Genomic DNA, 26,232 nt, shown 5'->3' with positions numbered 1-26,232 from the left:
CGGCGTGCTGTTGTTTACCAACGTTGTTCCGTTTTGTTATGTGATCGTTGTTATGGGATATCGCTTTTGGGTGACGTTAATCCGCCACCAGGAAGTTACGTGTCGAGCCTGATGCTGATTCACCTTCCAACACATCGTCTTCGCTGCGGTCTTTCAACTTAACGCCAGACAACTTGAGCTGACGGGCCTCTTTTAACAGCAGAAAGAAACGCCGGGCGGCCTCCTCTATTTGCAAACCCGCCGGGCGCACGTTGGAAATGCAGTTTCGCCGATCATCCTTGAGCCCCGGTTCCGGCGCCCAGGTCATATACAATCCCAGGCTATCCGGTGAGCTCAGCCCCGGCCGTTCACCGATCATCACCAGCACTGCGTCCGCGTTGAGCAGCCCACCAATCTCATCGCCAATGGCCACCCGCCCCTGCTCAACAATCGTTAACGGCGCTAGCTGCCAATCAGCGGTGTCGCTGCTCAACATCTGATAAAGCGTGCTAAGAAACGGCGCGCTGTTTTGCTGCACGGCCAGCGCGGAAAGCCCATCGATCACGACAATCGCAAGGTCATAGCGCTGCTGGGACGCGGCGGCTTGCTGCAGGTGCTCACGGCTCTCGTCGTTAAGTCGTCGGCCATAGTCGGGCCGCTGCAGGTACATGGCACGATCCTGAGCATGGCTGTGCAGGCGAAGCGGTGGTTCAGACAAATTGAGGGCTTGGGTCAGCTCAGTGGAGAGCGTTTCCACATCCAGCGGACAGTGCACCGCATCCTGTGCTTGGGCGTGAGCCAACTGAAACGCCAGCAGCTTGCTGGTCGGCAGGCTAACCCCAGCGCGCCCCAGGCCAATACGCGCGTCGGTAAAGGCATTCAACCTCTCCCAGGAGTTCTCCACCACGATGGGAGATGACGGATCATGTGCCATGGCGCGTCTCCTTGGGCAGATGGCGCAGGCTATTGGCAAAGGCGGCCGGAAGCTGGTCATTGAGCCGGTGGGTGCTGACATCCTGGAAAATCTGCATCTCTTCGAGCCAGCGCTCAAATTCCGGCGCGGCTTTTAGCCCCAGCACCCGACGTGCATAGAGCGCGTCGTGAAAAGAGGTGGTCTGGTAATTGAGCATGATGTCGTCGGAGCCAGGAATCCCCATAATGAAGTTGCAGCCCGCCACGCCGAGCAGCGTGAGCAGGTTATCCATATCGTTTTGATCGGCTTCGGCGTGATTGGTGTAGCAGACATCGCAGCCCATGGGCACGCCCAACAACTTGCCGCAGAAGTGATCCTCAAGCCCTGCACGGGTGATCTCTTTGCCGTCAAAGAGATACTCCGGGCCGATAAAACCCACCACGGTGTTCACCAGCAAGGGGTTGAACTTGCGCGCCACCGCATAGGCGCGGGCTTCACAGGTTTGCTGGTCGAGCCCGTGGTGAGCATCGGCGGAGAGCGAGCTGCCCTGGCCGGTTTCGAAATACATCACATTGCGCCCCACCGTGCCGCGATTGAGCGTCTGCGCGGCTGCTTCGGCTTCGGCGAGAGTGCTCAAGTTAAAGCCAAAGCTGCGGTTAGTGGCCTCGGTGCCGCCAATCGATTGGAAGACCAAATCGACCGGGGCGCCTTGCTCGATCGCCTCCAAGGTGTTCGTTACGTGGGTCAACACGCAGGACTGGGTGGGGATTTGATACTTCTGAATCACTTCGTCCATCAAGCGCATCAGCTTGACGCTCTGGGCGACGTTATCAGTCGCGGGATTGATGCCAATGACCGCATCGCCACTGCCATAGAGCAGACCATCCAGGATACTGGCGGCAATACCGGTCACATCATCAGTGGGATGGTTGGGCTGCAGTCGTGTAGAGAGCCGCCCCGGCAGTCCAATCGTGTTGCGAAAGGCGGTGGTGACCCGGCACTTTTTGGCCACCAGAATTAAGTCCTGATTGCGCATCAGCTTGCTGACGGCAGCGGCCATTTCCGGGGTAATCCCCGCTTTCACTTCCGTTAATACATCGCTAGTCGCGTGATCGGAGAGTAGCCAGTTACGAAAATCGCCCACGGTGAGATGACGAATGGGAGCGAAGGCGTCGGCGTCATGATCATCCATAATCAGCCGGGTGATCTCATCCTCTTCGTAAGGAATCAGGGCCTCATTCAAAAAGGTGGTCAGCGGGAGTTCGGCGAGTACCATTTGAGCGACCACCCGCTCTTCGGCACTCTCCGCCATTACGCCAGCCAATCGGTCGCCAGAACGAGGCGGTGTGGCTTTGGCCATCAGCTCGGCTAGGCTTGCGAAGCGGTAGCTGCGACTCCCCACCGTGGTGTGATAGGTCTGCGCCATGGAGCTTTCCTTTTTAACGACTGCTTTTTATCGCGCTGACTGCGCGTTGAGGTATAAAACTTGCTTGTTTCCACCATAGCGCTATCACTAGAGAGGGAGTATCGAGTTTTGGCAAACCCTTAAATATTTAATAAATTCAATTAAATACAGCAAGTTAAGGCGTTAACCCAGCACTATTGAGCCCATATAACGCTCGAGGAGAGCCCTATGACCACGCTCGAAAGCGCATTTGCACCAAAAAGATGCGTTCAGGAAGCGTTCGATGCCGATGAGCACGCGCAAAACCTGACGCGCTGGCAGCAGGAGTACGACCAGCTCAGCCCTGGCAGCTTCTATGGTCGCCTGGATGAAGTGGCATTAGAAACGATGCAGGTGTTTAAGGAGCACACTGGGCAAGCGCTACGCCAGCAGTGTCGGGTATGGCCAAACTCGCTATGGATCGGCATTCCCACAACGCGAAATGGCACGCGGATCAATGGCCAAGCGCTTAGCGAGGGCGACGTAATGTGCCGCCCCGGTGGGCGGGATTTTGAATTGGTGACGCCGGAAGAATTCGATATCTATGGGCTGGTGATTCAATTACCAGCGTTAGCAGAGGCCGCTAAGCGCCAGGGGATGAGCTTGGATAAAGGCTGGGACGTCATGCCCCGTCGACAAGCAGCAAGCGAAACGCTCAATGCCGTCGCGTTTCTTATCGAGCGCCTGCTGACTAGCCAAACGCTGGCTATTGCTAGCCATATCCATCAAGACATTCTGCTGATGGCGCTACTGGAACTCCTGCAAGCCGAACAGCCTAGTGCAGAGCTGCCGCCCAGCTACGCGCATCGTAAAGAAGTGGTTGACCGGGTAAAGCGCTATGTGGACGAGCACATGGATGGCCCGGTGACCATGGATGAGCTTTGCCAGCTGACCCATGTTAGCCGGCGCACGCTGCAGTACAGCTTTACGGCCATTTTGGGCATTAGCCCGCTGCAGTATTTACGTTTAACGCGGCTCAATCGTGTCCGTCGGGCGCTGCGAGCCGCATCGCCCGAGCAGTCAGTAACGGAAATAGCCACTTACTGGGGCTTCTGGCATCTGGGCCAATTCGCCCACGACTATAAGCAGCAGTTTGGTGAGTGTCCGTCACACACGCTTAATGCAAAAGTAAGCTTAGCTAAAGGTCGGTAGATGTGTGGATTCACGCCCTGGCAGACCCAGTTCAAACCAACTGTGATGCGCCTTACTATCGACCCATAGGTGATAGTGCAATTGAGACATCATCACTGGATCATCTAGAAAATCCAGCCGCTCCAATCGACTCATCCCCGCTGGCCCCATCAATACGGCGCGAGAAACCCGCTCGGCTCGGCGCTGGCGTATGGGCTCGACATCGGTGTGCCGTGATGTGCCTAAAGCTGTCGCTAACGCATTAGGCACGGGCTCTACCACCACTCGGACAAAAGAGGGAGCCGACATCCCGGTGTTCATCTGGGCAAGCAAGCTCACCATGCGTCGCAGCACCCTTGGTGGCTGCGTTTCTTCAGGAATCCGGAACAGCCGCTTTTGAAAGCTGAGCTGCCCTAATGAAACACGGCTCGATAATGCCGACACCGGGATGGATAGCATCAAAGCAACGACAATGGGTGAGAGCCACCAAAGAAAAGTGGGCTCCATCACGTAAACACCCACTGCCCACACAGCCCCTATGAGAGTCTGTGTCCAATGAGCACGAATGGCATCACCCCACGTCGTGTCGCTATTTTCCCGGGACGGTGAGCGCCACTGAACCGCCCACCCTATCACTGACGTCAGTACAAAACGAGTGTGAAACAGCATTCTTACCGGCGCTAATAGCATCGAAAATAGCGACTCGAGAACCATGCTCGCCAGCACCTTGATCGGCCCACCATATTGACGACTGCCCTTTATCCACACCAGCAGTACGCTGAGCAGCTTAGGTAAAAACAGCAGTAACGCGGTCACACCGAATAACCCCACCGCCAAGGTGGGATTCCACTGCGGCCAAACAGGAAACAACATTCCCGGCTCAGGAAAGTAGTCGGGCGTGCTAAAGCTATGCACGGCTAAAAGTGCGGTAGAAAGGACCAAGAAAAGGCACCATAGCGGCGCTGACAGATAAGACATTAAACCGGTCAGGAAGACGGCACGGTGAACGGGATGAATACCTTGCGAGAAAAACAGCCGGAAATTCATCAAATTCCCGTGGCACCAGCGCCTGTCGCGATTGAGCTCATCAAGCAGGTTAGGCGGCATTTCTTCATAGCTGCCTTCCAGCTTGTAAGCAATCCATACCCCCCAACCCGCGCGCCGCATCAGCGCTGCTTCGACAAAGTCATGGGATAATATCTCACCGGACATGGAGCCCTTACCGGGCAGCGGCGCCAGTATGCAGTGCTGCATGAACGGGGCCAGACGAATGATCGCGTTATGGCCCCAGTAGTGCGACTCGCCCAGTTGCCAAAAATGGAGCCCAGCGGTAAATAGCGGCCCGTAAACCCGCGTCGCAAACTGCTGCATGCGAGCGTACAGGTTGAGGCGCCCCGAAGCGCGTGGCGCTGTTTGGATAATGCCAACCCTCGAGTGCACCTCCATCATTTGCACCAACCGGGTCAGGCATTTGCCGCTCATGACACTATCGGCATCCAGCACCACCATGTAACGATATAGCGCTCCCCACCGGCGGCAAAAATCGTCCAGATTACCGCTCTTGCGTTTGACACGGCGCTGTCGACGGCGATAGTAAACTTGGCCGAAAGCATTCAGGTCACGACACAACCCCAGCCAAGCGTAGGTTTCTTGAATAGCAATATCGGGATCGGACGTATCGCTCAGGATGAAGATATCGAAATGCCGGTCATTGCCTGTACTGCGCAGGGACTCCAGGGTGGCGCGCACGCCGGCGAACACTCTGGCAACATCCTCATTACAGATCGGCACCAGCAGTGCTGTGCGCGCTTCATCATCAATCGGCTCGTCGCCCACTTCGCTGTCAATGGCGTAGCGATCATGGCTTCGTAATAGCTGAAAAAATCCCATCAAAGCGGTCCAAAATCCCGCGGACACCCAGGCGAACAGCAGCACAAACAGCGACAGAATAGTGACCTCAAGCCACTGCAGGCCCTGGCCGGGGAGTACGGTACGCATCTGATTGGCAGCGATGATACTTTGACCGAAAATCAACACCAGCAAAATCCAACGACGCCTTCTGGCGACCCACTTCCAGGACGCGGAGGGTGACTCTCTTCTGCGCTTTCGAAAATCACCGTTAGCCCAGCGCTTGAAACGTCGCCCAATATTGACGAAAGGATTGGTCGACCACTTCTGGGGCGCCAATGGCGTTCGTTTCATCGGTGGCGCCGTTCGCAGTCGCGTAATGTTGGAAGCATCTGTCGTTAGCACGTCTGGTGGCGCTAGCGGCGGCTCTGCATAGGCAAGCGCCAGGCGTCGGCCCACTGATAAGGCCGCTGGATCATCACTATTTTTATTCTGCCAATCACCTTCACCCTCGCTATCTCCACCCAACGCAGCATGTAGCGAAGCCATATCGTGTTTATCAAGGTCACCGACTAATAGCGTGTAGCGCTCCTTACGATCCTGGGTTTCCAACGCCAATCGCTCTAAATACAGATCCGTTGGCGCTGCCTGGGAGGGAGATATTGTTTCAGCCATTAGCGGGCAGCCTGTAGTACCACGTTTCGGACATTTGCTTGCCATCGAGCATTAGCTTGGCCCTGATATCCAACGGCTGGCTGCCATTACTGCGCTTCACGTTGACAAATACACGCCAGCCGTTGGTCGCTGGGTTATGAACAACGCGACTATTGGCTAGTTCGCCATTATCGCCAACGCTTGCTTCAACGGTCATATTAGCATCGCTGCCGATACCGGAAAGCGAGGGCCCGATAAAATCGAGGACGAAAGCGAGCGTACCGTCGGGCTCGCGCACCAGGTTATCGCGGACCACCTCTCCCCGTGAGCGACGTGTTTCTTCAACCCACGCAAGCTGAGGGTCAAGGTGACGGCTTTCATCGGTTGTGAACGTAATACGGTAATCGAACGCCAGCGGGGTTTCAGGGTCATGCGCTTCATCAGCCAGCCACATCGAAACGATGTTGTCGTTGGTCTCGTTGTCCGTCGGAATCTGGATCAGTTCAACACTACCGGCCCCCCATTCATTTTGTGGCTCAACCCAAGCGCTTGGGCGCAGGTCATAGCGTGCGGCAATATCCTGATAATCGCTAAAATTGTGACCCCGTTGCATCAGGCCATAACCGCGTAACTGAGGCGTTGCCTGACGATTCATCATCAATCTGGCTGGATTGGCTAGCGGGCGCCATGTCCAACCATTCTGCGCATCATTGATTAATAGGCCATTAGAATCATGAATTGCCGGGATATAGTGTTGTGTCGAAGAGGGCTGCTCCGGGCCATAAAGGTACATGCTAGTGAGCGGTGCTATCCCCAATTTCTCGACCGCCCGGCGCAAATATAGCCGCGATTGCACGTCGACTAAGGTGTCTTCTCCAGGACGCAGCACGAAGCGGTAGGCGCCAGTAACGCTAGGCGAATCAAGCAGGGCAAAAATCGTCAAGTACTGGCTTTCTGGGCTAGGTTCGATGATCCACATTTCTGTAAAGTGAGGAAACTCCTCGCCCGAAGGTAGCCCTGTATCAACGGCCAAACCGCGCCCTGAAAGCCCATAAACCTGCCCTCCGCCAATAGCGCGGAAATAGCTTGCCCCCAGAAAGACCATCATCTCCTCATTGCGACCACCTTCATTGAGCGCATGGTTGATCCTGACACCGGCAATACCAACGCCATCGCTGTTCTTCACTTCGTCGGAGATGCCTAAGTCACCGTAAGTGAAGTCATCAGGGTTGTACGCAAAGCCATGAACCTCGCCTTCCTGATCAATGCTGTTTAATTGGATAGCGCTGTCGTAATGCATCCCTTCATGGATAAAGCTCAGGGTGAAAGGTGCGCCTCTACCGCTCCACACGTCACGATCTCGCTTGTACTGTATTTGCGCATATTCCGCAAAGCTGAGCTCGCGCAGCTCATTGGGCAACGACGTTTCTGGAGCACGATAGCCCTGCTGGGCTAGCTCTTCTGCTTTTCTAGCGACATCATCAAAACCAAACGCAAAAGCCTCAAGAGGGAAGCTTCCAACCAGCAGCCCGCCTAGAGCGGCTAGCGAAAAAAAATCGTTGCGGCGTGAAAATTTGCTTAGCGGGGTCGATCCACTCATTTAGCGTAATCCTCCTGTACAATCCTTTGACTGAATTCAAATACGCTTATTTGCCGAATCGACATACGTTAGAGACCATTCGATCAGCTAATTGCGTCCTTCTGCTATTGCTCGCTATCGCCAAAATACACACCATGCACGCATGTAAAGATTAGATTACATTTTAGGTATAGCATGAGTCTAGACTACTTGGCACCCTGACTGACCGAGCTTTTTGAAAGGACTGAGGCAAAAAATTAGAACTTACTCAATATGTTGAACCGCGTGGAGAGGCGCTACATTAAGCGGGTGGTCGGTTACAAGCCGTAGTTTTGCGAAAACCCTTCGCAAATACTTAACCAATCTCTTCCTGTTAGATTAGCAGAGCCAGCGCTGCACAAACTGCTCAGCGGCCAGTGGCCGGTCAAAGTAGTAACCTTGCCCTTGGCTGCAGCCAAGTGAAAGCAAGGCGGCGATTTGATCTTGGCTTTCAATACCTTCGGCAATGGTTTCAAGCCCTAGCGTGTTTGCCATGGCAATAATCGTCGCCACGATGACACGGTCATTGTCACTAGTGAGCATATCGCGGACGAAGGAGATATCGATTTTTATTTTATCGGCGGCAAAGCGCTTCAGGTAGGCAAGCGATGAGTAGCCGGTGCCAAAATCATCGATAGATAGCCCCAACCCCTTTCCCTTTAATACTTCGGTCATGGCGATCGCTTTTTCAGGATTTTCCATGATGCCGCTTTCGGTAATTTCCAAGCTAAGTTGCGAGGGCTCGATGCTGAAACTAGCACAGCTATCGAGCAGGTTGGCGACCAAGTTTTCTTCCTCGAACTGCTGGGCGGCAATATTGATCGCTAGCTGCCCCGGCATGGAATAGCCCTGCGCCCGCCACTCAGCCAGCTGTCGGCAAGCTTCTTCAATCACCCAATAACCAAGCGCTACAATCATCCCACGCTCTTCGGCAATGGGAATGAATTTACCCGGCGATACGTCGCCAAGCTCTTCATCGTGCCACCGGCACAGCGCTTCGGCACCAATCAACTGGCCACTGTTTAAATCCACCTGGGGCTGAAAGTGCAAGCTTAACTGTTTTTCTGCAATAGCGGACGCTAAGCGCTTGGCGATATTCAACTGCTCAGCGACGACGCGCCCCATCCAGGGTTCAAATACACAGGTGGAAAGTTTTTGCCGTTTAGCCTGATACATGGCGATGTCAGCATGCTTCAAAAGCTCCAAGGGCGTTGCCGCATGCTGGGGATAAAGCGAAATACCGATGCCCATTGAGAGTACAAAGGAGTGCTCCTCAACCAGCATTGGGTATGCAATGCTATCGCACAGCCGCTGAGCGGCAGCTAACGCACCAATCGCTCCTACTCCAGGGCAAACGACGACAAACTCATCACCCCCTAATCGGGCCAAAAACTCATCCTTCGTTAACGACGCAGCAAAGTTGCTAGCAACGGCCTTAAGGACTAAATCGCCCAAATCGTGCCCTGCGGTATCGTTGATCTCTTTAAAATGATTCAGATCCAGCAGCAATAGCGCCAGTTCAGGGATCTGCGTATCGGCGAAGACTCGCTCTAAGTGGCGCATAAAAGCGGCCCGATTAGGCAATTGAGTGCCAGGATCACAAAAGGCTAATTGGCGTATTCGTACTTCGTCTCGCTGACGCTCAAGCTCTGACGCTGCCCGCGCCGCAAATATCTGCAACACATTACGCACGATATCCACATCGTCTAGCGGCTTTTTAAACATGACGCCAATAAGGCCCATCGGCTGACCATGACTGTTATCAAGCCGACGCCCTACATAGCCGTTCACCCAGCTCAGTGCCCCGTTGCTCTCTTTAGGCAACATGATGGCGGCTCCTTCATGAACGATACACTCCTGCTCAACCATCACCTTATGGCAGGGAACCCCAGGCAAATAATAGGCGAAATTATCCTGAAGCTGACCATTTACATATAGCGTTAAGGTATGCGCGATATCAGAATCGTGCTCATCTAATAACGCGATAAAACCCACGTCGGCAGACAGCGCCTCCGCCATATGGGCGGTCAGTTGATGCAGAAATGCATCGCCACTTGTTGCTGAGACCGCTGTTGCAACGCTAACAACAGCTTGCTGAAAGCGTTGCTGTTCATTAATGGTATGAACCAGAGTTTCATTGTGCCGACCAATACGCTGCAATGCCCGCTTCTTATACAGTAGCCGCTCTTGGGTATGGCTTTCCGCTAACTGACGTGCCAGCTCAGCCCCTGCCAGCGCAGAAGCAATACGTAATACGTCATCGGCATATATAGGTAGTACCAAAGGAGAGGAGTGCATCAGCGCAATAACGCCTAACAATCTGCCATCAGGCGCTGTGATAGCGATGCCCCAATATCCTTCAACGTTGAGTAAATTTAGCCGCTTATCATTCGGGAAGTGCTGGCAAACCCGAGAGGAAATAAAATATGTTGAGAGGTCAGCTACTTGTTGACATGGCGTGGCTTTCAAAGCATAAGTAGCCCCCTCGCTGAACGCTTCCTGTGACCACATGGCCAGCGTGGTCGCCATTTCATGATGGCTATCGATATGCTCTACAACGGCATGGTCCACCTTGAGAATATCCGCTAAGAACCTCACAAGGTGGTGAAAAAAACCCTCTTCGCTGACGTAAGACAGCTTATCCGCTAACTGTCGAAAAATTTCTGGTGCCGAGGTAGGGGACATGTTATTAAACGCCTTCGGATTAGTCGTGCCAAAATCAAGCTACTTGCCAGCTCTTTCTGAACAGCATTTTTGAAAACCTCACTCATACACGCCTTATAAAATATTCCAGCATCTACTTAGTCTTCAAAAGCGTTAATGAAAAAATCAGATCTCTGACATCTATTCACTTTTAAAACCTTCCAGCTAGAAGCTCAGCACTGCCAAAATTAACTCATACTTTATGATTAAACGTTGTCATAAAATTTTTGTTTCTTTGCGGCATAAACCTATCCGCTTCAAACTTCCAGGCTTAACCCTGTGCATTTAGGCTTTTTTCTTTTTCAAACGCCCAATTAAACTTATTTCTACCAACACTAACACCTCAAGCAGAAACCATATGAAACAAAAAGTTACCTTTATCATCCAAACCAACCTTAGAAGTTGATATTCAACCCAAACAGCCCTTCATGTCAATAGGTCGTTCCTCAACCATTTAGGTCTAATGGAGGACGTTGTGAATAAAACAGAACAGGATCGGCTCGCAGGCAGTATTGGCAGAGCCATTGCCAAACAGAGGGTTCGCAGTCAAATGACTCAAGAAGAAGTCGCTGAGCGCTTAGGCGTTGGCAATGAAGCCGTTTCTCGCATTGAGCGCGGGCGGGTGATACCCAATATTGTGCGTCTAATAGAACTTGCGGAGGTTTTTAATTGCGAAGCTGCAGAATTACTCGGTCAAGCAAGCTTTCATATTGATGACCAGTCAAGCAGGATGAAGCAGCTTCTAGCACCTTTAAACCAAAATGACCGACAACTTGTGATGGATATAGTGGAGAATTTAACTGCGCGCCTACAGCAAGGGTAACTGTATAAGATGGCAAGCGTATATTCTTGTCATCTTAATATCAATTATATCGTGGCAATCGCTATACAAACCTATAAAGGTAATTATGACTTTTCCCATTATCTCAACAACAAATTAAACAAATTGAATGCACATTATTGGTGTTTAATGTATTACACTTCTATTCCAGGATTCTTTCATAAAACAATTTTAAAACACTGATGCGTCCTATTGGTTGCACAACCATTTTTATGCTATAGAAAAGCCTGATGTAAATAGTCAGGTTTTGCTATTCAGCCATCGCAGCGTTGCGCTGCAAAGAGGCGTTATGTTCAACACGACTGCTTGGAACCGCCTGCGCTATACCGCTTACGCCCCTTTTTATGATGTGGTTGCTGCTCGTGCTTTCCGCAGGCCAAGGCGTATTGCGCTAGACCAGGTGGATTGGGAGCCAGGTATGCGGGTGTTATTGGTCGGCGCCGGTACAGGGCTAGACCTGCCTTTTCTGCCGCAGGATATCGAATTACACGCCACCGACTTAGCCCCAGCCATGGTTAAACGCACGGCTAAACGGGCTGAAACGCTACGCCGCGATGTGGAGTGCCGGGTGATGGATGCCGAGGCGCTCAATTACCCCGACGAGCACTTTGACGCCGTTATCATGCATCTTATTATTGCGGTCATGCCCAACCCACAGCGAGGGCTTGCAGAGGCGCACCGTGTGCTTAAACCCGGCGGCCAGCTGTGTGTGATGGATAAGTTCCAGCCAGATGAACAGCCTGCTGGGGCAGGCCGACGTCTGTTGAACCATCTAACCTCAGCGCTTGCCACCGATATTACGCGCCAAGCACAGCCACTGCTCAGCGAAGCTGGGTTTCAGATTCGCCACGACGAACCGGTACTAATGAATGGTCTGTTCCGTGCGGTCCTGGCCGTCAAGCCCGCTCCTTCTAGCCGCTAAACATGTGACTATTTACCGCTATGCACAGGCTAGCGGTTGCTAATTAAACTATCTAAGCTGTCTGGCTAATTTACCGATACCACTCTGATTCAAGCCAATGACAGCCCACCCCTCTCACCTCACCAGTAAGCTGCTTTTTGCCCTGCTTAGCCGCTTACACCTGTATATTGGCCTCTTCGTCGGCCCTTTTATTCTTATCGCGGCGCTGTCTGGTATCGCTTACTTACTCAGCCCACCACTTGAAGAGTGGCTCTATCATGACACCCTGTATGGCGTTACGCAGGGTGAGCCTCAGTCACTTGCTGAACAGATCGCTGCTGCCCAGCGGCACCTGGGCGCCCCAACCTTGCCCAGCGCGGTGCGCCCTGCACCGGCTTTAGGCGACACCACCCGGCTGATGTTTAGCGAGTCAGGACTGGGGCCTTCTGAACATCGGGCGCTGTTTATCGATCCCATTACCCTGAAAGTAACCGGCGACACAACGGTCTACGGTACCAGCGGTATCTTGCCGCTACGCACAGCGATTGATCACTTTCACCGCCAACTGCTGATGGGCGATGTAGGGCGCCTTTACAGCGAATTAGCCGCGTCTTGGCTTTGGCTTTCTGCTCTGGGTGGCGTCATATTGTGGATGCGGCAACGCCATACGCTGAAAACGCTTTCTGCAGCCCATACAACCCGGCGACGTCACGCCACGCTAGGATTGGTACTTGCCATCGGACTGCTGTTCTTCTCGGCGACGGGGCTTACTTGGTCGCAATGGGCGGGGGGCAATATTGCCGAGCTGCGCAATGTCTGGGGTTGGAACACACCTAGCGCCTCAACGGCGCTAATCGACACTGACGACCAAACCCCCGACGAACATGCCGAGCATCACCGTCATATGGCAATGGTTTCCTCGACCATCACTTTAGAAGATTTTGATCGCGCGTTGAGTGCAGCACAAGCAGCAGGTTTAACGGCTAGCCGCCTCCAGCTATCCCCTCCGGCCAGTGAAAACCAGGCTTGGCGGGTAGCAGAAGTTGATCGGCGCTGGCCCACCCAGGTAGACCAGGTCGCGCTGCATCCGCACAGCATGGCGGTGACCGATCAAACCGACTTTGCCACCTTCCCTTTGGCCGCCAAGCTCACTCGCTGGGGGATTGACCTGCATATGGGGGTTCTATTTGGCTTGGTTAATCAAGTAGTGCTGGCAGTGATCGCTGCCGGGCTTGTGACGCTAATGGGATGGGGGTACGCCATGGCATGGCGGCGTCTGCGCACAGCGAGTGGTCAGCGTTTTCCCACGGTTTCAGAGCCATGGTTACTGCTCCCGATCCAAGCCAAGCTCAGCGTGCTGTTAGTTGCTATCGCGCTAGGTCTGGCACTACCCGTTTTAGGCGTCAGCCTTGCGCTGTTCATCGTGATCGATGCGTTACGCTGGTATGTGAAAAAGCGTTACACTGCCCGCCACCTAAATGCCCACCCTTCAAATACATCGAGGTGATCGATGCCAAAAGCACCCGTTAAACGCTTTCGTCGCTTACCCGATGACGAGCAGTCACGCGTTATCGAGATGGCCTGGGAAGACCGAACGCCATTTGAAGCGATTGAAACGCTGTTTGGTTTAGCCGAACCGGATGTCATAGAGGTAATGCGTCACCAGCTCAAACCCGCTTCGTTTCGCCTATGGCGTAAACGCGTCACCGGCCGCGCGACAAAGCATACCGCGTTGCGTTCACCGGATGTTCTACGCGGCTACTGTCCCACGCAATATAAGCGCTGATACTTAGTTACCAAAACAAGCCTTTATCTAAACGCCTCTTTATTGTTATATTATCACATAACATAAATGTGTTTAGAGGCGTGCTAGCAATGACTGCGTTTTCTCCCCTACCCGTCACCGTGCTTTCGGGTTTTTTAGGTGCTGGTAAAACCACCGTACTCAACCATATTTTGGCCAATCGTGAAGGTCGTCGGGTGGCAGTGATCGTTAACGACATGAGTGAGATCAACATTGATGGTGCACTGGTGCGCGGTGGCCCTGGCGAATCGACGCTGGATAGAGATGTTGCTCTGAACCGCTCTGAAGAGCGCTTGATAGAGATGAGTAACGGCTGCATCTGCTGCACCCTGCGCGAAGACCTGCTGGAAGAAGTCAGCCAGCTGGCCAGAGAAGGAAAATTCGATTATCTGGTGATTGAATCCACTGGGATTTCCGAGCCGTTGCCCGTGGCGGAAACCTTCACTTTTGAAGATGAAAGCGGCCAGAGCCTTTCCCACGTTGCCCGGTTAGATACCCTGGTGACCGTTGTCGATGGGGCCAACTTTCTTGAGCAGTACCGCGAAGCGCAAAGCCTAGCAGAAGCCGGTGAAAGCTTGGGTGAAGAGGATGAGCGTAACGTCGCCGACCTGCTGGTTGATCAAATCGAATTCTGCGATGTGCTGCTCATCAGCAAAACCGATTTGATTAACGAAAAAGAGCTGGATTCACTAAAAGCAATTTTGCGGTCGCTGAACCCCGATGCGGAGCTGGTGCCGATCACCCAAGGCGGCGTGCCGCTGGATAAAGTGCTGGATACCGGCAAGTTCAATTTCGAGCGTGCCCAGTTAGCACCGGGCTGGCTAAAGGAGATGCGCGGCGAGCATGTGCCTGAGACCGAAGAGTACGGCATTGGCAGCTTCGCTTACCACGCCCGTCGGCCCTTCCATCCGCAGAAATTCCACGATTTACTCAACCAGGAGTGGTTCGGCAAAGGCCTGTTACGTTCCAAAGGTTTCTTCTGGCTGGCTACTCGCCCCCAGGCCGCTGGTCAGTGGAGCCAGGCAGGTGGCATCGCCCACCACGGCCCCGCTGGCGTATTCTGGAAAGCCATTCCCGAAGAGCGTTGGCCAACCGATCCAGAAACGCGCCAATTTATTATGGAAAAATGGCAGGAGCCGTTTGGCGATATGCGCCAGGAGCTAGTCTTTATCGGCCAGAACCTGGATCAAGCCCAGATGCGCGAAGCGCTGGACGACTGCCTGTTAAGCGAGGTAGAACTGCTGGAAGGTACGGAAGCGTGGGAGAGATTATCTGACCCGTTCCCTTCCTGGGAGTAGCCACTGGAGTGATGAAAAACAAAAGAGAGAGGCCGCGGCCTCTCTCTAAAGTGGTAAATCATGAAGCTCACTATGCCTTTATACTTCCAATAACGTTAATATTCGCCTTTAGTTAGTGGCCATATATCGCAATGCCACAGCGACCACTGTGTTTAACAAAATACATGGTTTGGTCGGCTGCATTCATAAGCTCTCGGCTATTGGCAAAACCACCGTCGCTGAGGCAAGCAATACCGATAGAAACGGTGACATGGATAGGCTGACTTTCCACATAGGCGATAGGCTGTTCAGCCAGTTGATGTGCTACTTTTTTCGCTAACAGTTGGGCGGAATCGGCGTCTTCATCAGGCATTATGATCATGAATTCTTCCCCACCGAAACGTCCGGCTAGGTCGCTATCTTTTATAAGCCTCCTGATGAGCTTTCCAAAGTTTTCTAGTATCACGTCCCCCACCAAGTGCCCGTATCGGTCATTGATCGTTTTAAAATGGTCTAAATCAATAAACGCCACCGAAAGAGCTCGCCCCTCCTCCCGGCATTGGGCAAAATGTTCGCCCAATTGTTCTTCCAACCATCCACGATTAGCCAGCCCTGTGAGCGGGTCTATGCGGCTGCGGACTTCTAACTCGCTTTGACGCTCAAGCAGGTTTGCTAGCTCTGACTGCTGCTGTTCTAAGCGCGCATTCAAAGCCAATGTTTGTTGGAACAAGAGATCCTGTGCTTCCGCTAATAATTCTTCGCTATCCTGGTTTTTTGGGGCCGTAATTTCTAGGACATCTGCTAATGAGGGAAGCTGCTTTTCAATAGTGGAGAGCAGTGCAGCAAGTTCGATTTGCTGGGCTTTTGTGTGGCTTTTAAGCTTGCGCATTACACTGACCAACGAATGGGCAGGAGAAGGGGCAAGCCAAGCATCGGCGATATGCCCAGAAAGGCGCACACAGAATAAGTCTATTGGGGCGGAAGCATAATCCGCATGACTGGTACCAATCGCTTCGGCAAGATGAGTGGGAACACCCCATTTTGCTGCTAGCCAAGCACCTACGGTAGCGTGATCGCAGCCAAACAGCAGTTGCTCTGAATGGCTAAGGTCGGAGTGGTGCGTTGGTAGCGGCTCATAGATGGCTTCAACATCGTCAGGATAAAGTGCTTTTAGCGCCAATACCCCTATGTCTTGCAGAAGTGCTGCCGTAAACACAAACCCTGCTTCCCCAGGACACAATTGCTCTGCCATGTAACGCGCCGCAATAGCAGCGATTAAAGAGCGACTCCATACCTGCTGCAAATAAGCAGCTTGGTCTTTATGTTTGAACAAGTTAAAACTTAGCGTGGTGGCTAAGGTAGTGTCTAAGCCAACACGCGCCACCGCCTCTTGGCAAGTATGGATGGTCGGTGCACTACGAGCGTAATAAGCGCTGTTGGCCAGCGCCAATAAACGTATGGTTAGTATGGGGTCCGTTTGAATGGCCTCCGCATAGGCCTTCACACTCGCATTTGGCGAGCGAGCAACGTCGAGCACTTTAATCGCGGCTGACGGTAGTGTCGGTAGAGTGAAGCAGCTTGGCCGCAGAAACTGAGTGCAACACCTTAAAATTTTAGTAAGGTGTTGGATTTATGGCTTATACAGAACTCAGTATCGAAGAGCGTTCCACCATTCAGGTCAGCCTTTGGCAGGAGATGAGCCTCCGACAAATAGCCAATATGCTGCAACGATCTCCATCCACCATCAGCCGCGAAGTACGTCGCAATCAAACTCAGCGCGGTACTTACCATGCTCGTCATGCACACACCCATCGTTGTGCTAGGCGTGTTGCTTGCCGCCCTAAGCCCAAGCTGCTTCTGGGCAGTGGTCGCTTTGAGCTGGTCATGTATATGCTCCGCCACCGCTTGTCTCCAGAGCAAATCGCAGGCAAGCTCCGACGCATGATCATGCCCCGATTTGAAGATGCTTACGTTTGTCGCGAGACGATTTACAGCGCCATTTACGCGTTACCTGTGGGTGAGCTTAAGAAAGAGTTGATCCACTGCCTTCGCCAAGGTAAATCAACGCGTAAACCTCGTCGTGGCCAGGTTGATCGGCGTGGGCAAATACCCGATATGGTGAGCATCCACCTTCGACCACCAGAGATCGAAAGGCGTGCCATGCCAGGACACTGGGAAGGCGACTTAATCAAAGGTAAGAACAATGCCTCTGCGGTTGGCACGCTAGTCGAACTAAGCAGTGGATACGTCATTCTAGCCAAACTCAACGATGCAACGGCCACCTCGGCGGTGGAAGGGTTTAGCGCAGCGCTCAACCGGATGCCGCTAGCGGCGCGTAAAAGCATGACGTACGACCAGGGGCGGGAAATGGCCAAACATGCGGACATCACCCAGGCAACGGGCGTTGCTATCTACTTTTGTGATCCACATAGCCCATGGCAACGGGGTAGCAATGAAAATATCAACGGCCTGATACGACAGTATTTACCGAAAGGAACCGATCTCTCTCGGCACACTCAAGAAGAGCTAGATGCTATTGCGCTACAGCTGAATATGCGACCTCGGAAGCGATTTGACTTTAGGTGTCCGATTGAAGTGCTGGGTGAGCTGTTAGCGAAGCATCAAGACAATCCACCCGCTGTTCATTAACGAGTGTTGCACTCAGAGTCTGCATCCAACCAGTTATTAAGCCCTTCGCGTATAAAGTCGGGCAAGGCAGAGGTTAAGCTGAGCTTTTGGCTGTTGTCGGTTGGTTGAATAGCTAGCATTTCGGTTCCCTTGGCGAAGTATGGCTCCGAGTGTTAGCACCCAGGCGCCTAACTCATTATTTATTCCCTGGCTAGGAAGGTACGACAACTCCAAAGCTTAGTCCTAAAATCCTGTTTTGCTGAACTTATTGCTTGAGTTCAGGTTTGTTAGCCATTAATTTTTTGCCTACTCGCCACCCACTCACGCACTTGTGGATAGGCGCGCTGCTCAAACACGGCGAAGCCCTCAAGGCGACGGGCTTTGAGCGGGGTAAACACGGGCATGGTTAGACCACATAGAAAATGCGCCAGCCGATGCGCGCTGGGAGGCTGACCGAACTGCTCAGTGTGCCGCTGAATGAACGGAGCGGCATAGTACTGAAACTCCGCATTGCTCGGTACAGGCTGCGGCGGCGCGTCCGGTAGCGTTACGGGTTGACCGTAACATACCGAGCAATGCCCGCAGCGGCCCTGCTCGGTGTCGGATGGCGTGTCAAACGTGCGATCACCGAAGTGCTCCGCTAATCGCCGCGTCAGGCAGCTCTCCGACTCAAAGAGCGCCAACATCGCCTGTAGCCGCTCTATCTCGATGCGTTCACGACTCAGGCAGTCGTCGTATAGCTGGCGAGCCAGCGCTTCTATCGCAACAGTCGACTGACAGATCTCATACACATCCGTCATCCGCTTGCCTTCCAGGGTCAGCCAGCCCTTATCCTGAAAGTACTCAAGCGCGGTGATCACCCGGCTGCGGGAGGCATCGACCTGCTGTGCCTGTCCCGCGCGAAGCAAGCGCTCGAAATCTACCGTGCCCCAGGTGCGAGCAATGGGGATATGGTCAACCAGTAGACGCACAAAGGCCGCCCGCTCGCCTTCGAAACGGCTCACCAACGCCACCGGCTCGATGTGATAACGCAGCCGATACTCGGCCAGAAACGCAAAACGCGGTGCAATCACCCCATGCATTTCCAGCCGCACCAGCAGCGTCTTAAGCGGCAGGAGACGGATATTGGTATCGCGGGAAAGCGTGTTGAGCAGCACTTCCCACTGGCGGTCTGGCGTGTTGGCGGCGGATGCGATCTCCTCAAGCAATCGAACAATGCCGCTGTATTCCGGCGTGTCACCGTAGACAAAGTTCTCCAGTACCCGCAGGCCGTCACGCCCGGCCATGGTTAGGCAGGTGGAAGGCAGCCCATCGCGCCCTGCCCGGCCAATCTCCTGGCTGTAGTTCTCGATGGATTTAGGCAGGTCATAATGCACCACGTTGCGAATATTGCCCTTATCAATGCCCATGCCAAAGGCAATGGTGGCCACGATGCAGGGCGACTCACTGCTCATGAACTGACGTTGAATCTCGTCCCGCCGCTGGGAGTCCAGCCCCGCGTGGTACGCCTGAGCGGCGATGCCCTGAGCCTTCAGGGCGCTGGCGACCTGTTCTGCCGTCTGTTGGAGTGTCACATAGATAATCGTCGGCGCTTCGCTGCCCGGCTGCATCTGCGGCCTTAGCCACTCAACAAGCTGCTGCTGGCGATCTTCCATGGCCGGCGCTACCAGCAGCTCAAGGTTTGGGCGATAAAAGCCGGTAGTTACGATATGTTCTGGGGCGATGGCAAACTTTTCGCGCATATCGGCAATCACCGCTGGAGTAGCGGTGGCAGTGAGCAGCAATACCTGGGGAATGGCAAACTCACGCTGGTAATCCGGCAGTTTGAGATAATCAGGTCGGAAGTTATGCCCCCACTCGGAGAGGCAGTGGGCTTCATCGACGACCAATAGTGATATCGGTACCTGACAAAGAAAATTCCGGAAGCGCTCGTTTTTCAACCGCTCTACCGAGACCATGAGGATGTTCAGTTCGCCGCGTTTAGCCCGCTCCATGACATCGCGGGTGGCATCGCGCTCTTGGGTGGAGTCGATACTTGCTGCGGCAATGCCGCGGGCTTGCAGAAAGGCGAGCTGATCCTGCATGAGAGCAAGCAATGGCGACACCACCAGTGTAAGGTGCGGCAGATGCAGCGCAGGAAGCTGATAACAGAGCGATTTTCCCGCCCCGGTGGCAAAAATGGCTGCCGTGGAGTGGCCCTTCAAGACGTGCGATACCACTGCCTGCTGGCCGCCGCGAAAGTCGTCAAAACCGAATACTGTTTTTAGCGTCTGCTGCGGCGAAGCTGAGGTCATGGCCATTTCCTGGAGAGTCGTCAAGGCATCAGCGGCTAACCTAACGCGTTCACGCTGTTTTCTCCAATCAACAACAGCATGCTAGGGCAATGTGGCCGGTAGCTGATTTGCACTGGCCGGATGCGCCAGCGCCCGCCAGGCGTCATAGGTGGTAAAGAACACTTGGCCGGTGATTTCGTGATAAAACGCCGTGTGTTTAAGTCGGTCCATTACCGGCCCTTTCACCTCGGCTAGGTGAAGCGTGACCCCGGCGTCTTTCAGCCGACCGTTGATCGCCTCCAGGCTCTCCAGGGCCGAAGCATCGACGACATTTACTGCCTGACAGGTGAGCACAATGTGCTTGATCGACGGCGACCGTGCGGCCAACGCCATGATGGTATCTTCGAGATAGCGAGCGTTGGCAAAATAGAGGCTTTCATCGATGCGCAGCATGGCCACATGCTCGTCGGTTTCTACCTGATGGCGCTTCACATTCCGGAAATGCTCGGTGCCCGGCACCCGCCCTACCACCGCACTATGGGGCTGGCTAGTGCGGTAAAGGTGTAGCCCCAGCGAGAGCACCACCCCGCTGATAATGCCCACTTCCACGCTGTGCAGAAGGGTCAGCAGCAAAGTAGCGACCATCGCAATGCCATCGCTTCGGGAGTATTGCCAGGTTCGCTTTACCGCAGGCAAATCAATCAACGTCCCCACTGCCACGATAATCGTGGCGGCCAGCGTTGCGGTGGGTAAAAAGGCCAGCAGATCGGTGAGTAGCAGCGTCGCCAACACAATCCCAAGCGCGGTAAAAGCCCCCGCCAGCGGCGTTGCCGCCCCGGCTTCAAAATTGACCACCGAGCGTGAAAAACCGCCCGATACTGGCGAGCCGCCGCTAATGCCAGCGCCAAGATTCGCCATGCCGAGCGCAATTAGCTCTTGGTTGGGGTCGATACGCTGACGGCGCTTGGCGGCCAGGGTCTGCGCCACGGACACCGACTCTACAAACCCTACCAAACTGATCAGCAGCGCCGCCGGCAGCAGGCCGAGCCACAGCGATTGATGCAAGCTCGGCAGCGTAATGGCAGGCAGGCCACTGGGCACAAAGCCCACCACATCGACCCCGCGCTGCTCTAGTTGGAAGCCCCAGGCCAACAGGGTGGTCACTACCACGGCCGAAATAGGCGCAGCTTTGACGATTAACCCTGCCCAGCTGGCAGGCATTCCCAGCTTGGTCAGCCAGCCATTCAAGCGCTTGCGACACACCCATAGATACGCCCAAACACCAAGACCAATCAGCAGCGTGATGACATTCACCTGCTGCCACTGGCCCAATAGCGCACGCAGCAGTTCCACCACGTTATGGCCGGATGCTTCGACCCCAAAAATGTGCTTCAACTGGCTGATCGCGATCAAAATCCCCGAGGCGGTCACAAACCCAGAGATCACCGGATGGCTGAGAAAGTTGACTAAAAAGCCCAGCCGAAGCACGCCCATGGCGATAAGGATCAGCCCAGAGAGCGCGGCCAGCACCAGCGCCGCACCGATATACTCCGGGCTGCCCGGCGCGGCAAAACTGCTCAGCGCCGAGGCAGTCATCAGTGCTGCCACCGCCACCGGCCCTACCGCCAAACTCGCGCTGGTGCCAAAGATGGCGTATAGCACCAGCGGCAGCATGCTGGCATAGAGCCCCATTTCCGGCGGCAACCCTGCCAGCATGGCGTAGGCCAGCGCTTGCGGCACCAGCATCAGCGTGACGATCACCGCGGCAAGTACATCCCGCGTGAGCAAGCCCCGGTGATAGGTTCGCAACCAGCCGATTAGCGGCACCCAGCGCTCAATGATCATGATGCAGTCTCATAATAGGTATCTGCTGATACAGGGCCTTCGTACTAGGGTTTCACGCGTCTTCGCTTTTTATTCGGCGCTCCGTTCAAGACCTTGGCGCTGGTCTTCCAAGTCCACCCCTGCCGCGTGAGCCGCCGTAAACAGTTCCGCCAAATCGCACTGCTCGTGCTGACGCTTGGCGTAGGCCCACAGGTGCGTGGCCCGCTTACCTGAGCGGCAAAATGCCAATAGCGGGCGCGGCAGCTGTTGAAGCGCTTCAGCAAAGGCGCGGATGTCAGCTTCGCTGTACTCACCTGGCTTCACGGGGATATGCACCCAGGCAAGCCCAAGCTGCTCGGCTTTTTCGCGGTAGCGCGCCTCGTCGGGAAAGTCCTCGCTCTCACCTTCGATGCGGTTACACACCACCGCGTGAAAACCACGGGTTTTTACCTCCTCCAACTCATCCAACGTCAGCGCTGAGGTGATCTCAACGCCTGGCTCCAATGGCTTCGTTTGCATGACCACACCTCATATTAGTTTGGATAACATCAATCCCAGGCCGCACCTTCCAGGGCATCCAGGGGGATTTTCAGATAGCGCTTGTCGTTGGCTTCTGGTTCCGGCAAGCGGCCGCCGCGAGTATTCACCTGCAGCGCGTGCAAAATCAGCTTGGGCATGGGTAGCTCGCCATCCCGCTGGTGGCGCAGGGCGATGAACTCCTCCTCGCTTTTGCCTACCAAGTGCGGGTTGTTGGCTCGCTGCTCATCGACGCTGCTCTCCCACTGCGGTTCACGGTCGTCGGGCATATAGTCGTGGCCGGTGAACAGCCGCGTATTGCCCGGTAGCGCGAGAATCTGCTGAATGGAGTTCCATAGGGACTTGGCATCCCCACCGGGAAAATCGGCTCGCGCCGTCCCAAAATCAGGCTGAAAAAGGGTGTCATGCACAAAGGCGGCATCACCGATTACGTAGGTGATGGAGGCCAGCGTATGGCCAGGCGAGTGCAGCACGCGGGCGCTGAGCTCACCGATGGCAAACGTATCGCCCTCGACAAACAGCGTGTCCCACTGGCGGCCATCGGTGGGCATCTCCGGCCAGTGGTAGATCTCCTTCCACAGGGCCTGAACTTTGGTCACGTACTGGCCAATCGCCGTCGGTGCGCCGGTTTTCTGTTTTAGGTACTGGGCTGCTGAAAAGTGGTCTGCGTGGGGGTGCGTATCCAGAATCCACGCCACTTTCAGTCCCTCTTCCTCGATATATTTCAACAGCGCGTCAGCGCAAAAGGTGGCCGTTGCGCCAGACTTTTCGTCGAAATCCAGCACCGGATCAATAATCGCGCACTGCTTGGTGGCAGGGTCGCTGACGATGTATTGGATGCTAAAGGTACGTGGATCAAAAAAGCCCGCAACATCAGGTGCGCCTGTGCCTGTGCTTTGAGAAAGGGCAAAGGTCTGCATGCTTATCTCCCGGCTACTTGAGTAGGGTTGCCTGACGCCAAAGCGCCAACAACTGTTATAAAGATAGCTGACTATGGAATATAAGCAATAACAACCACAAAAACGCCGCCTCCCTGCTAACAGGGGGCGGCGACAATAAGAGCGACGATGGAGCAATCAATACGGGCTAGAACGTTTTCTCCAACGCAAAGCGCGGCTGGGTGTTCCCTTCTTTCGTCACGCTCTCCATGAACATCGCCAGCGGGCGCACCCAAAGACCGTAGTCGCCATATAGCGCGCGGTAGACTACCAGCGGTTCTTCGCTTTCGCTGTGCTGGGCGGTGCCCATTACTTCGTAAAGGCTGCCTTTATAGTGGCGGTAAATACCGGGAACGGGAGTGGTCATTCGCTTTCCTCTTGGATGGCCTGAGTGGCGGCGGGCTGATTCGCTTTCTTGGCGAGGCGCTCCAGCACTTTGGAGGCGGCAACAAAGCCAAAAGTGCCGGTCAGAAACGTCGCGGCGCCAAAGCCGGAGGCGCAGTCCAGCCTTGTGGCGTCGCCGCTGCCGGGCTTTTGCAGGCACACTTCGCCGTCGGCACTGGGGTAGATCAACTGCTCATCGGAGTAGACGCACTCCACCGAGAAACGCCGCTTGGGGTTGCGGGAGAAGCCGTAATCGCGACGCAGCCGCGAGCGCACTTTGGAGAGCAGCGGGTCGTGCTCGGTGCGGGTCAAATCCGCCACTTGAATGCGCGTCGGGTCGGTCTGCCCGCCCGCCGCGCCGGTCACGGTAATCGGGATTTTGCGCCGCTTGCACCAGGCGATCAGCGCAGCCTTGGCGATCACGCTGTCGATGGCATCCACCACATGGTCGGCATCCTCAGGAATGCGCTCGGCCAGGTTGGTGGGCGTGACGAAGGCGGTATCCGCGATGATCTCAATCTCTGGGGCAATCAGGCGGCAGCGCTCGGCCAGCACGTCTACTTTGGGCTGGCCAATCGTGCCATCCAGCGCGTGGAGCTGGCGGTTGACGTTGGAGACACATACGTCGTCCAGATCAATCAGCGTCAGCTTGCCGATGCCCGAGCGGGCTAGCGCCTCGACCGTCCAGCTACCCACGCCGCCAACCCCGACCACCACTACATGGGCATGGCGAAACGCCTCCGCAGCGCGCTGACCGTAGAGGCGCCGAATACCGCCAAAGCGGAAGTCATAGTCGCTAGAATAATAGGCGCTAGAAACTGAGGCGGTAGCAAGGGAGGTTGATGGCTCGTTCAAAGGCATAGAAACAGACTCACAGTGCTTGGAGAGCGGAAGGTGTTGCAAGAGGCGGCGTTCGTACGCTATCCAGCGGCAAATGCCCTGCCCAGCCTAGGTGATGAAACAGCGCGATCATGGTCTCGTCCAAGGCGCAGCTTAATTGTACACGCTTGGCCAACAGCGGATGGTCAAAGGCTAAATAGGTGGCGGCCAGCAGTAAGCGCGGCGCGCCCAACTGCTCGGCAAAAAAGCGGTTGTGAACACTTTTACCGTGTTTCGCATCGCCGATAATGGGATAGCCCCGCCGTGAAAGATGACGACGAATTTGGTGGCGCCGTCCGGTCAGCGGCCGAGCCTCTACCAAGGAGTAACGCGCCACCGGGTAACGGTCGACCTGTACCGGCAACTCGGCGCTATCCAGACGACGAATATCGGTCATCGCAGGCATGGCAGGCATTTCGGCTTTGGGTCGCGTGCCGTCCTCTTCCCGTAGCGGATAGTCCAAACGTTCGCTCTCGGGTGCTTTACCCCGCACCACGGCTAGGTAGCGCTTTTCTACCTGACGCTCGCTAAAGGCTTCGCTGAGCAGGCCAGCCATCGTTGAAGAGAGCGCAAAAACGATCACCCCTGACGTCGGCCGATCCAACCGGTGAACGGGATACACCCGCTTACCGAGCTGGTCGCGAAGCCGCTGGAGCAGAAATTCAGTTTCGCCACGCGCTAACGCCGAGCGGTGCACTAATAGGCCTGACGGCTTATGCACCGCCACGAGATACTCATCCTGATAGAGGATGTTGAGTGGCGTCATAACGCTCCCTGGTAACAGCTGGTGACTAACATATCAGTATAAAAATAGGCGGCTATTGTCGCGGCTTGACGAGCCGATGTCATCCGTCGGGTTAATTGGCGAAGAAACCGCTCGGCAGCTACCTTAAATAAGCAACGCTGCTACAGCGTTTCCATGGATTCGGAAGGAGAAAACTCTATGCGCTATTCAACACCGCTTACCGCCATTGCCGCTTCGCTGCTGCTCGCCAGCACGGCGGCGCAAGCCAATGAAACCCTTGAGGTGGAGATGCACAAGGTCAGCGCCGAAGGGGTTGAAGACTCGATCGGCACCGTATCTCTTGAGCATACCGATCATGGCTTACTGCTAACCCCTTCACTAACCGATCTTGAGCCCGGTGTTTATGGTTTTCACGTCCACCAGAACGCCAGCTGCGATCCTGCCGAAAACGACAGTGGCGAAATGACCGCTGCACTGTCCGCAGGTGGTCACTATGACCCCGAGGAAACAGGCACCCACCAAGGCCCGTATGGTGAAGGTCATTTAGGTGACCTACCGGTGCTGACCGTGAATGAGGATGGCGAAGCCAACCTGCCGGTACTGGCGCCCCGCTTGAGTATGGAAGATATGCCGGGTCGCAGCCTGATGATTCATGAAGGCGGTGACACCTACACAGATGAGCCACATCTGGGCGGTGGCGGCACCCGCATGGCCTGCGGCGTGGTCGAGTCGTAGATTAACCATCGTTGTTAACAAACAAAACGGGCAGCCATTGAGCTGCCCGTTTTTGCCTGCGGGCAACTAAAGTCTAACTGTGATTTTATAGTGCTTATCTGTACATTCGCCGTGGCTAAAGAAGCCCTTTCTTGTGTGCTCTTAGCATGCTCGCCTATCCCCCTCACTGCTCTAGG

Annotated in this window: 21 protein-coding genes; 8 read left to right on the top strand and 13 right to left on the bottom strand. The window is 54.7% G+C overall.

What is annotated here, in order from left to right:
* Positions 1–76: 76 nt before the first annotated feature.
* Together eutC and ACWI0H_RS02960 are read right to left on the bottom strand one after the other, a co-directional pair.
* Positions 77–913, bottom strand: coding sequence for an ethanolamine ammonia-lyase subunit EutC (gene eutC, locus ACWI0H_RS02965; RefSeq protein ID WP_336268934.1), 837 nt, complete (start codon positions 911–913; stop codon positions 77–79).
* Entirely contained in the window at positions 903–2,318 is a 1,416-nt protein-coding gene (locus ACWI0H_RS02960; protein ID WP_336268933.1) for an ethanolamine ammonia-lyase subunit EutB, read from the bottom strand. Before ACWI0H_RS02960 ends, eutC begins: the two co-directional genes overlap by 11 nt.
* A 207-nt stretch (positions 2,319–2,525) precedes the next feature.
* Here ACWI0H_RS02960 and ACWI0H_RS02955 point away from each other — a divergent pair, with 207 nt between their 5' ends.
* A complete protein-coding gene (locus ACWI0H_RS02955; RefSeq protein WP_336268932.1) occupies positions 2,526–3,488 on the top strand; it encodes a helix-turn-helix domain-containing protein in 963 nt (320 codons plus the stop codon).
* Here the strand turns inward: ACWI0H_RS02955 and mdoH are convergent.
* The 3 genes from mdoH to ACWI0H_RS02940 all read right to left on the bottom strand — a co-directional run bounded on the left by mdoH (position 3,471) and on the right by ACWI0H_RS02940 (position 10,272).
* Positions 3,471–5,990 carry a glucans biosynthesis glucosyltransferase MdoH gene (gene mdoH, locus ACWI0H_RS02950; RefSeq protein WP_485874753.1) on the bottom strand — a complete coding sequence of 840 codons (2,520 nt, stop codon included), beginning with the start codon at positions 5,988–5,990 and terminating at the stop codon, positions 3,471–3,473. The two genes, ACWI0H_RS02955 and mdoH, sit on opposite strands and share 18 nt — an antisense overlap.
* A complete protein-coding gene (locus ACWI0H_RS02945; protein WP_485874752.1) occupies positions 5,983–7,569 on the bottom strand; it encodes a glucan biosynthesis protein G in 1,587 nt (528 codons plus the stop codon). The genes mdoH and ACWI0H_RS02945 overlap by 8 nt, the downstream gene beginning before the upstream one ends.
* A gap of 357 nt (positions 7,570–7,926) precedes the next feature.
* Positions 7,927–10,272, bottom strand: coding sequence for a bifunctional diguanylate cyclase/phosphodiesterase (locus ACWI0H_RS02940; protein WP_485874751.1), 2,346 nt, complete (start codon positions 10,270–10,272; stop codon positions 7,927–7,929).
* A gap of 493 nt (positions 10,273–10,765) precedes the next feature.
* Between ACWI0H_RS02940 and ACWI0H_RS02935 the strand changes: the two genes are divergently transcribed.
* From ACWI0H_RS02935 to zigA, 5 genes are all read left to right on the top strand, one after another.
* A complete protein-coding gene (locus ACWI0H_RS02935; RefSeq protein ID WP_336273528.1) occupies positions 10,766–11,113 on the top strand; it encodes a helix-turn-helix domain-containing protein in 348 nt (115 codons plus the stop codon).
* Positions 11,114–11,420: 307 nt separating this feature from the next.
* Positions 11,421–12,053 (top strand): class I SAM-dependent methyltransferase, encoded by a 633-nt coding sequence (locus tag ACWI0H_RS02930; protein ID WP_035564837.1) that lies wholly within the window; start codon positions 11,421–11,423, stop codon positions 12,051–12,053.
* A gap of 97 nt (positions 12,054–12,150) precedes the next feature.
* Positions 12,151–13,539, top strand: a complete 1,389-nt coding sequence (locus ACWI0H_RS02925; RefSeq protein ID WP_485874750.1) for a PepSY-associated TM helix domain-containing protein — start codon at positions 12,151–12,153, stop codon at positions 13,537–13,539.
* Positions 13,540–13,542: 3 nt separating this feature from the next.
* Positions 13,543–13,818 (top strand): TIGR03643 family protein, encoded by a 276-nt coding sequence (locus ACWI0H_RS02920; protein WP_008959808.1) that lies wholly within the window; start codon positions 13,543–13,545, stop codon positions 13,816–13,818.
* 89 nt (positions 13,819–13,907) lie between these two features.
* A complete protein-coding gene (gene zigA, locus ACWI0H_RS02915) occupies positions 13,908–15,134 on the top strand; it encodes a zinc metallochaperone GTPase ZigA (protein WP_485874749.1) in 1,227 nt (408 codons plus the stop codon).
* Positions 15,135–15,246: 112 nt separating this feature from the next.
* Here zigA and ACWI0H_RS02910 read toward each other — a convergent pair whose 3' ends face one another.
* A complete protein-coding gene (locus ACWI0H_RS02910) occupies positions 15,247–16,701 on the bottom strand; it encodes a sensor domain-containing diguanylate cyclase (protein WP_485876149.1) in 1,455 nt (484 codons plus the stop codon).
* Between the two features lie 44 nt (positions 16,702–16,745).
* Here ACWI0H_RS02910 and ACWI0H_RS02905 point away from each other — a divergent pair, with 44 nt between their 5' ends.
* On the top strand, positions 16,746–17,762 hold the full coding sequence (locus ACWI0H_RS02905; RefSeq protein ID WP_101145547.1) for an IS30 family transposase: 1,017 nt from the start codon (positions 16,746–16,748) through the stop codon (positions 17,760–17,762).
* Positions 17,763–18,028: 266 nt separating this feature from the next.
* On the opposite strand, the gene ACWI0H_RS02900 is transcribed toward ACWI0H_RS02905, so the two are convergent.
* The 7 genes from ACWI0H_RS02900 to ACWI0H_RS02870 all read right to left on the bottom strand — a co-directional run bounded on the left by ACWI0H_RS02900 (position 18,029) and on the right by ACWI0H_RS02870 (position 25,342).
* On the bottom strand, positions 18,029–20,035 hold the full coding sequence (locus ACWI0H_RS02900; protein ID WP_485874748.1) for a RecQ family ATP-dependent DNA helicase: 2,007 nt from the start codon (positions 20,033–20,035) through the stop codon (positions 18,029–18,031).
* 81 nt (positions 20,036–20,116) lie between these two features.
* Positions 20,117–21,859: a SulP family inorganic anion transporter gene (locus tag ACWI0H_RS02895; RefSeq protein ID WP_485874747.1), complete on the bottom strand. Its 1,743-nt coding sequence runs from the start codon at positions 21,857–21,859 to the stop codon at positions 20,117–20,119.
* Positions 21,860–21,928: 69 nt separating this feature from the next.
* Positions 21,929–22,357, bottom strand: coding sequence for a protein tyrosine phosphatase family protein (locus ACWI0H_RS02890; RefSeq protein WP_035564673.1), 429 nt, complete (start codon positions 22,355–22,357; stop codon positions 21,929–21,931).
* A 29-nt stretch (positions 22,358–22,386) separates the two neighbouring features.
* Positions 22,387–23,295: an MBL fold metallo-hydrolase gene (locus tag ACWI0H_RS02885; protein ID WP_035564675.1), complete on the bottom strand. Its 909-nt coding sequence runs from the start codon at positions 23,293–23,295 to the stop codon at positions 22,387–22,389.
* Positions 23,296–23,461: 166 nt separating this feature from the next.
* The gene (locus ACWI0H_RS02880) at positions 23,462–23,680 is read right to left on the bottom strand and encodes a DUF1653 domain-containing protein (protein WP_153843484.1); all 219 of its coding nucleotides are present in this window, start codon (positions 23,678–23,680) and stop codon (positions 23,462–23,464) included.
* Positions 23,677–24,558, bottom strand: coding sequence for a tRNA cyclic N6-threonylcarbamoyladenosine(37) synthase TcdA (gene tcdA / locus ACWI0H_RS02875; protein ID WP_485874746.1), 882 nt, complete (start codon positions 24,556–24,558; stop codon positions 23,677–23,679). The genes ACWI0H_RS02880 and tcdA overlap by 4 nt, the downstream gene beginning before the upstream one ends.
* A gap of 10 nt (positions 24,559–24,568) precedes the next feature.
* Positions 24,569–25,342 carry a pseudouridine synthase gene (locus tag ACWI0H_RS02870; protein WP_485874745.1) on the bottom strand — a complete coding sequence of 258 codons (774 nt, stop codon included), beginning with the start codon at positions 25,340–25,342 and terminating at the stop codon, positions 24,569–24,571.
* Between the two features lie 177 nt (positions 25,343–25,519).
* On the opposite strand from ACWI0H_RS02870, the gene sodC reads away from it, so the two are divergent.
* On the top strand, positions 25,520–26,056 hold the full coding sequence (gene sodC, locus ACWI0H_RS02865) for a superoxide dismutase family protein (RefSeq protein WP_176302576.1): 537 nt from the start codon (positions 25,520–25,522) through the stop codon (positions 26,054–26,056).
* The last annotated feature ends 176 nt before the right edge of the window (positions 26,057–26,232 follow it).

The sequence above is a fragment of the Halomonas sp. NYA30 genome, assembly GCF_976980765.1.
This window is presented reverse-complemented; position numbering and strand designations above follow the sequence as displayed.

Bases quoted from the DNA above. Each gene is read 5' to 3' on its own strand.
- eutC (WP_336268934.1), bottom strand. From the start codon at position 913: ATGGCACATGATCCGTCATCTCCCATCGTGGTGGAGAACTCCTGGGAG.
- ACWI0H_RS02960 (WP_336268933.1), bottom strand. From the start codon at position 2,318: ATGGCGCAGACCTATCACACCACGGTGGGGAGTCGCAGCTACCGCTTC.
- ACWI0H_RS02955 (WP_336268932.1), top strand. From the start codon at position 2,526: ATGACCACGCTCGAAAGCGCATTTGCACCAAAAAGATGCGTTCAGGAA.
- mdoH (WP_485874753.1), bottom strand. From the start codon at position 5,990: ATGGCTGAAACAATATCTCCCTCCCAGGCAGCGCCAACGGATCTGTAT.
- ACWI0H_RS02945 (WP_485874752.1), bottom strand. From the start codon at position 7,569: ATGAGTGGATCGACCCCGCTAAGCAAATTTTCACGCCGCAACGATTTT.
- ACWI0H_RS02940 (WP_485874751.1), bottom strand. From the start codon at position 10,272: ATGTCCCCTACCTCGGCACCAGAAATTTTTCGACAGTTAGCGGATAAG.
- ACWI0H_RS02930 (WP_035564837.1), top strand. From the start codon at position 11,421: ATGTTCAACACGACTGCTTGGAACCGCCTGCGCTATACCGCTTACGCC.
- ACWI0H_RS02925 (WP_485874750.1), top strand. From the start codon at position 12,151: ATGACAGCCCACCCCTCTCACCTCACCAGTAAGCTGCTTTTTGCCCTG.
- ACWI0H_RS02920 (WP_008959808.1), top strand. From the start codon at position 13,543: ATGCCAAAAGCACCCGTTAAACGCTTTCGTCGCTTACCCGATGACGAG.
- zigA (WP_485874749.1), top strand. From the start codon at position 13,908: ATGACTGCGTTTTCTCCCCTACCCGTCACCGTGCTTTCGGGTTTTTTA.
- ACWI0H_RS02905 (WP_101145547.1), top strand. From the start codon at position 16,746: ATGGCTTATACAGAACTCAGTATCGAAGAGCGTTCCACCATTCAGGTC.
- ACWI0H_RS02900 (WP_485874748.1), bottom strand. From the start codon at position 20,035: ATGACCTCAGCTTCGCCGCAGCAGACGCTAAAAACAGTATTCGGTTTT.
- ACWI0H_RS02895 (WP_485874747.1), bottom strand. From the start codon at position 21,859: ATGATCATTGAGCGCTGGGTGCCGCTAATCGGCTGGTTGCGAACCTAT.
- ACWI0H_RS02890 (WP_035564673.1), bottom strand. From the start codon at position 22,357: ATGCAAACGAAGCCATTGGAGCCAGGCGTTGAGATCACCTCAGCGCTG.
- ACWI0H_RS02885 (WP_035564675.1), bottom strand. From the start codon at position 23,295: ATGCAGACCTTTGCCCTTTCTCAAAGCACAGGCACAGGCGCACCTGAT.
- ACWI0H_RS02880 (WP_153843484.1), bottom strand. From the start codon at position 23,680: ATGACCACTCCCGTTCCCGGTATTTACCGCCACTATAAAGGCAGCCTT.
- tcdA (WP_485874746.1), bottom strand. From the start codon at position 24,558: ATGCCTTTGAACGAGCCATCAACCTCCCTTGCTACCGCCTCAGTTTCT.
- ACWI0H_RS02870 (WP_485874745.1), bottom strand. From the start codon at position 25,342: ATGACGCCACTCAACATCCTCTATCAGGATGAGTATCTCGTGGCGGTG.
- sodC (WP_176302576.1), top strand. From the start codon at position 25,520: ATGCGCTATTCAACACCGCTTACCGCCATTGCCGCTTCGCTGCTGCTC.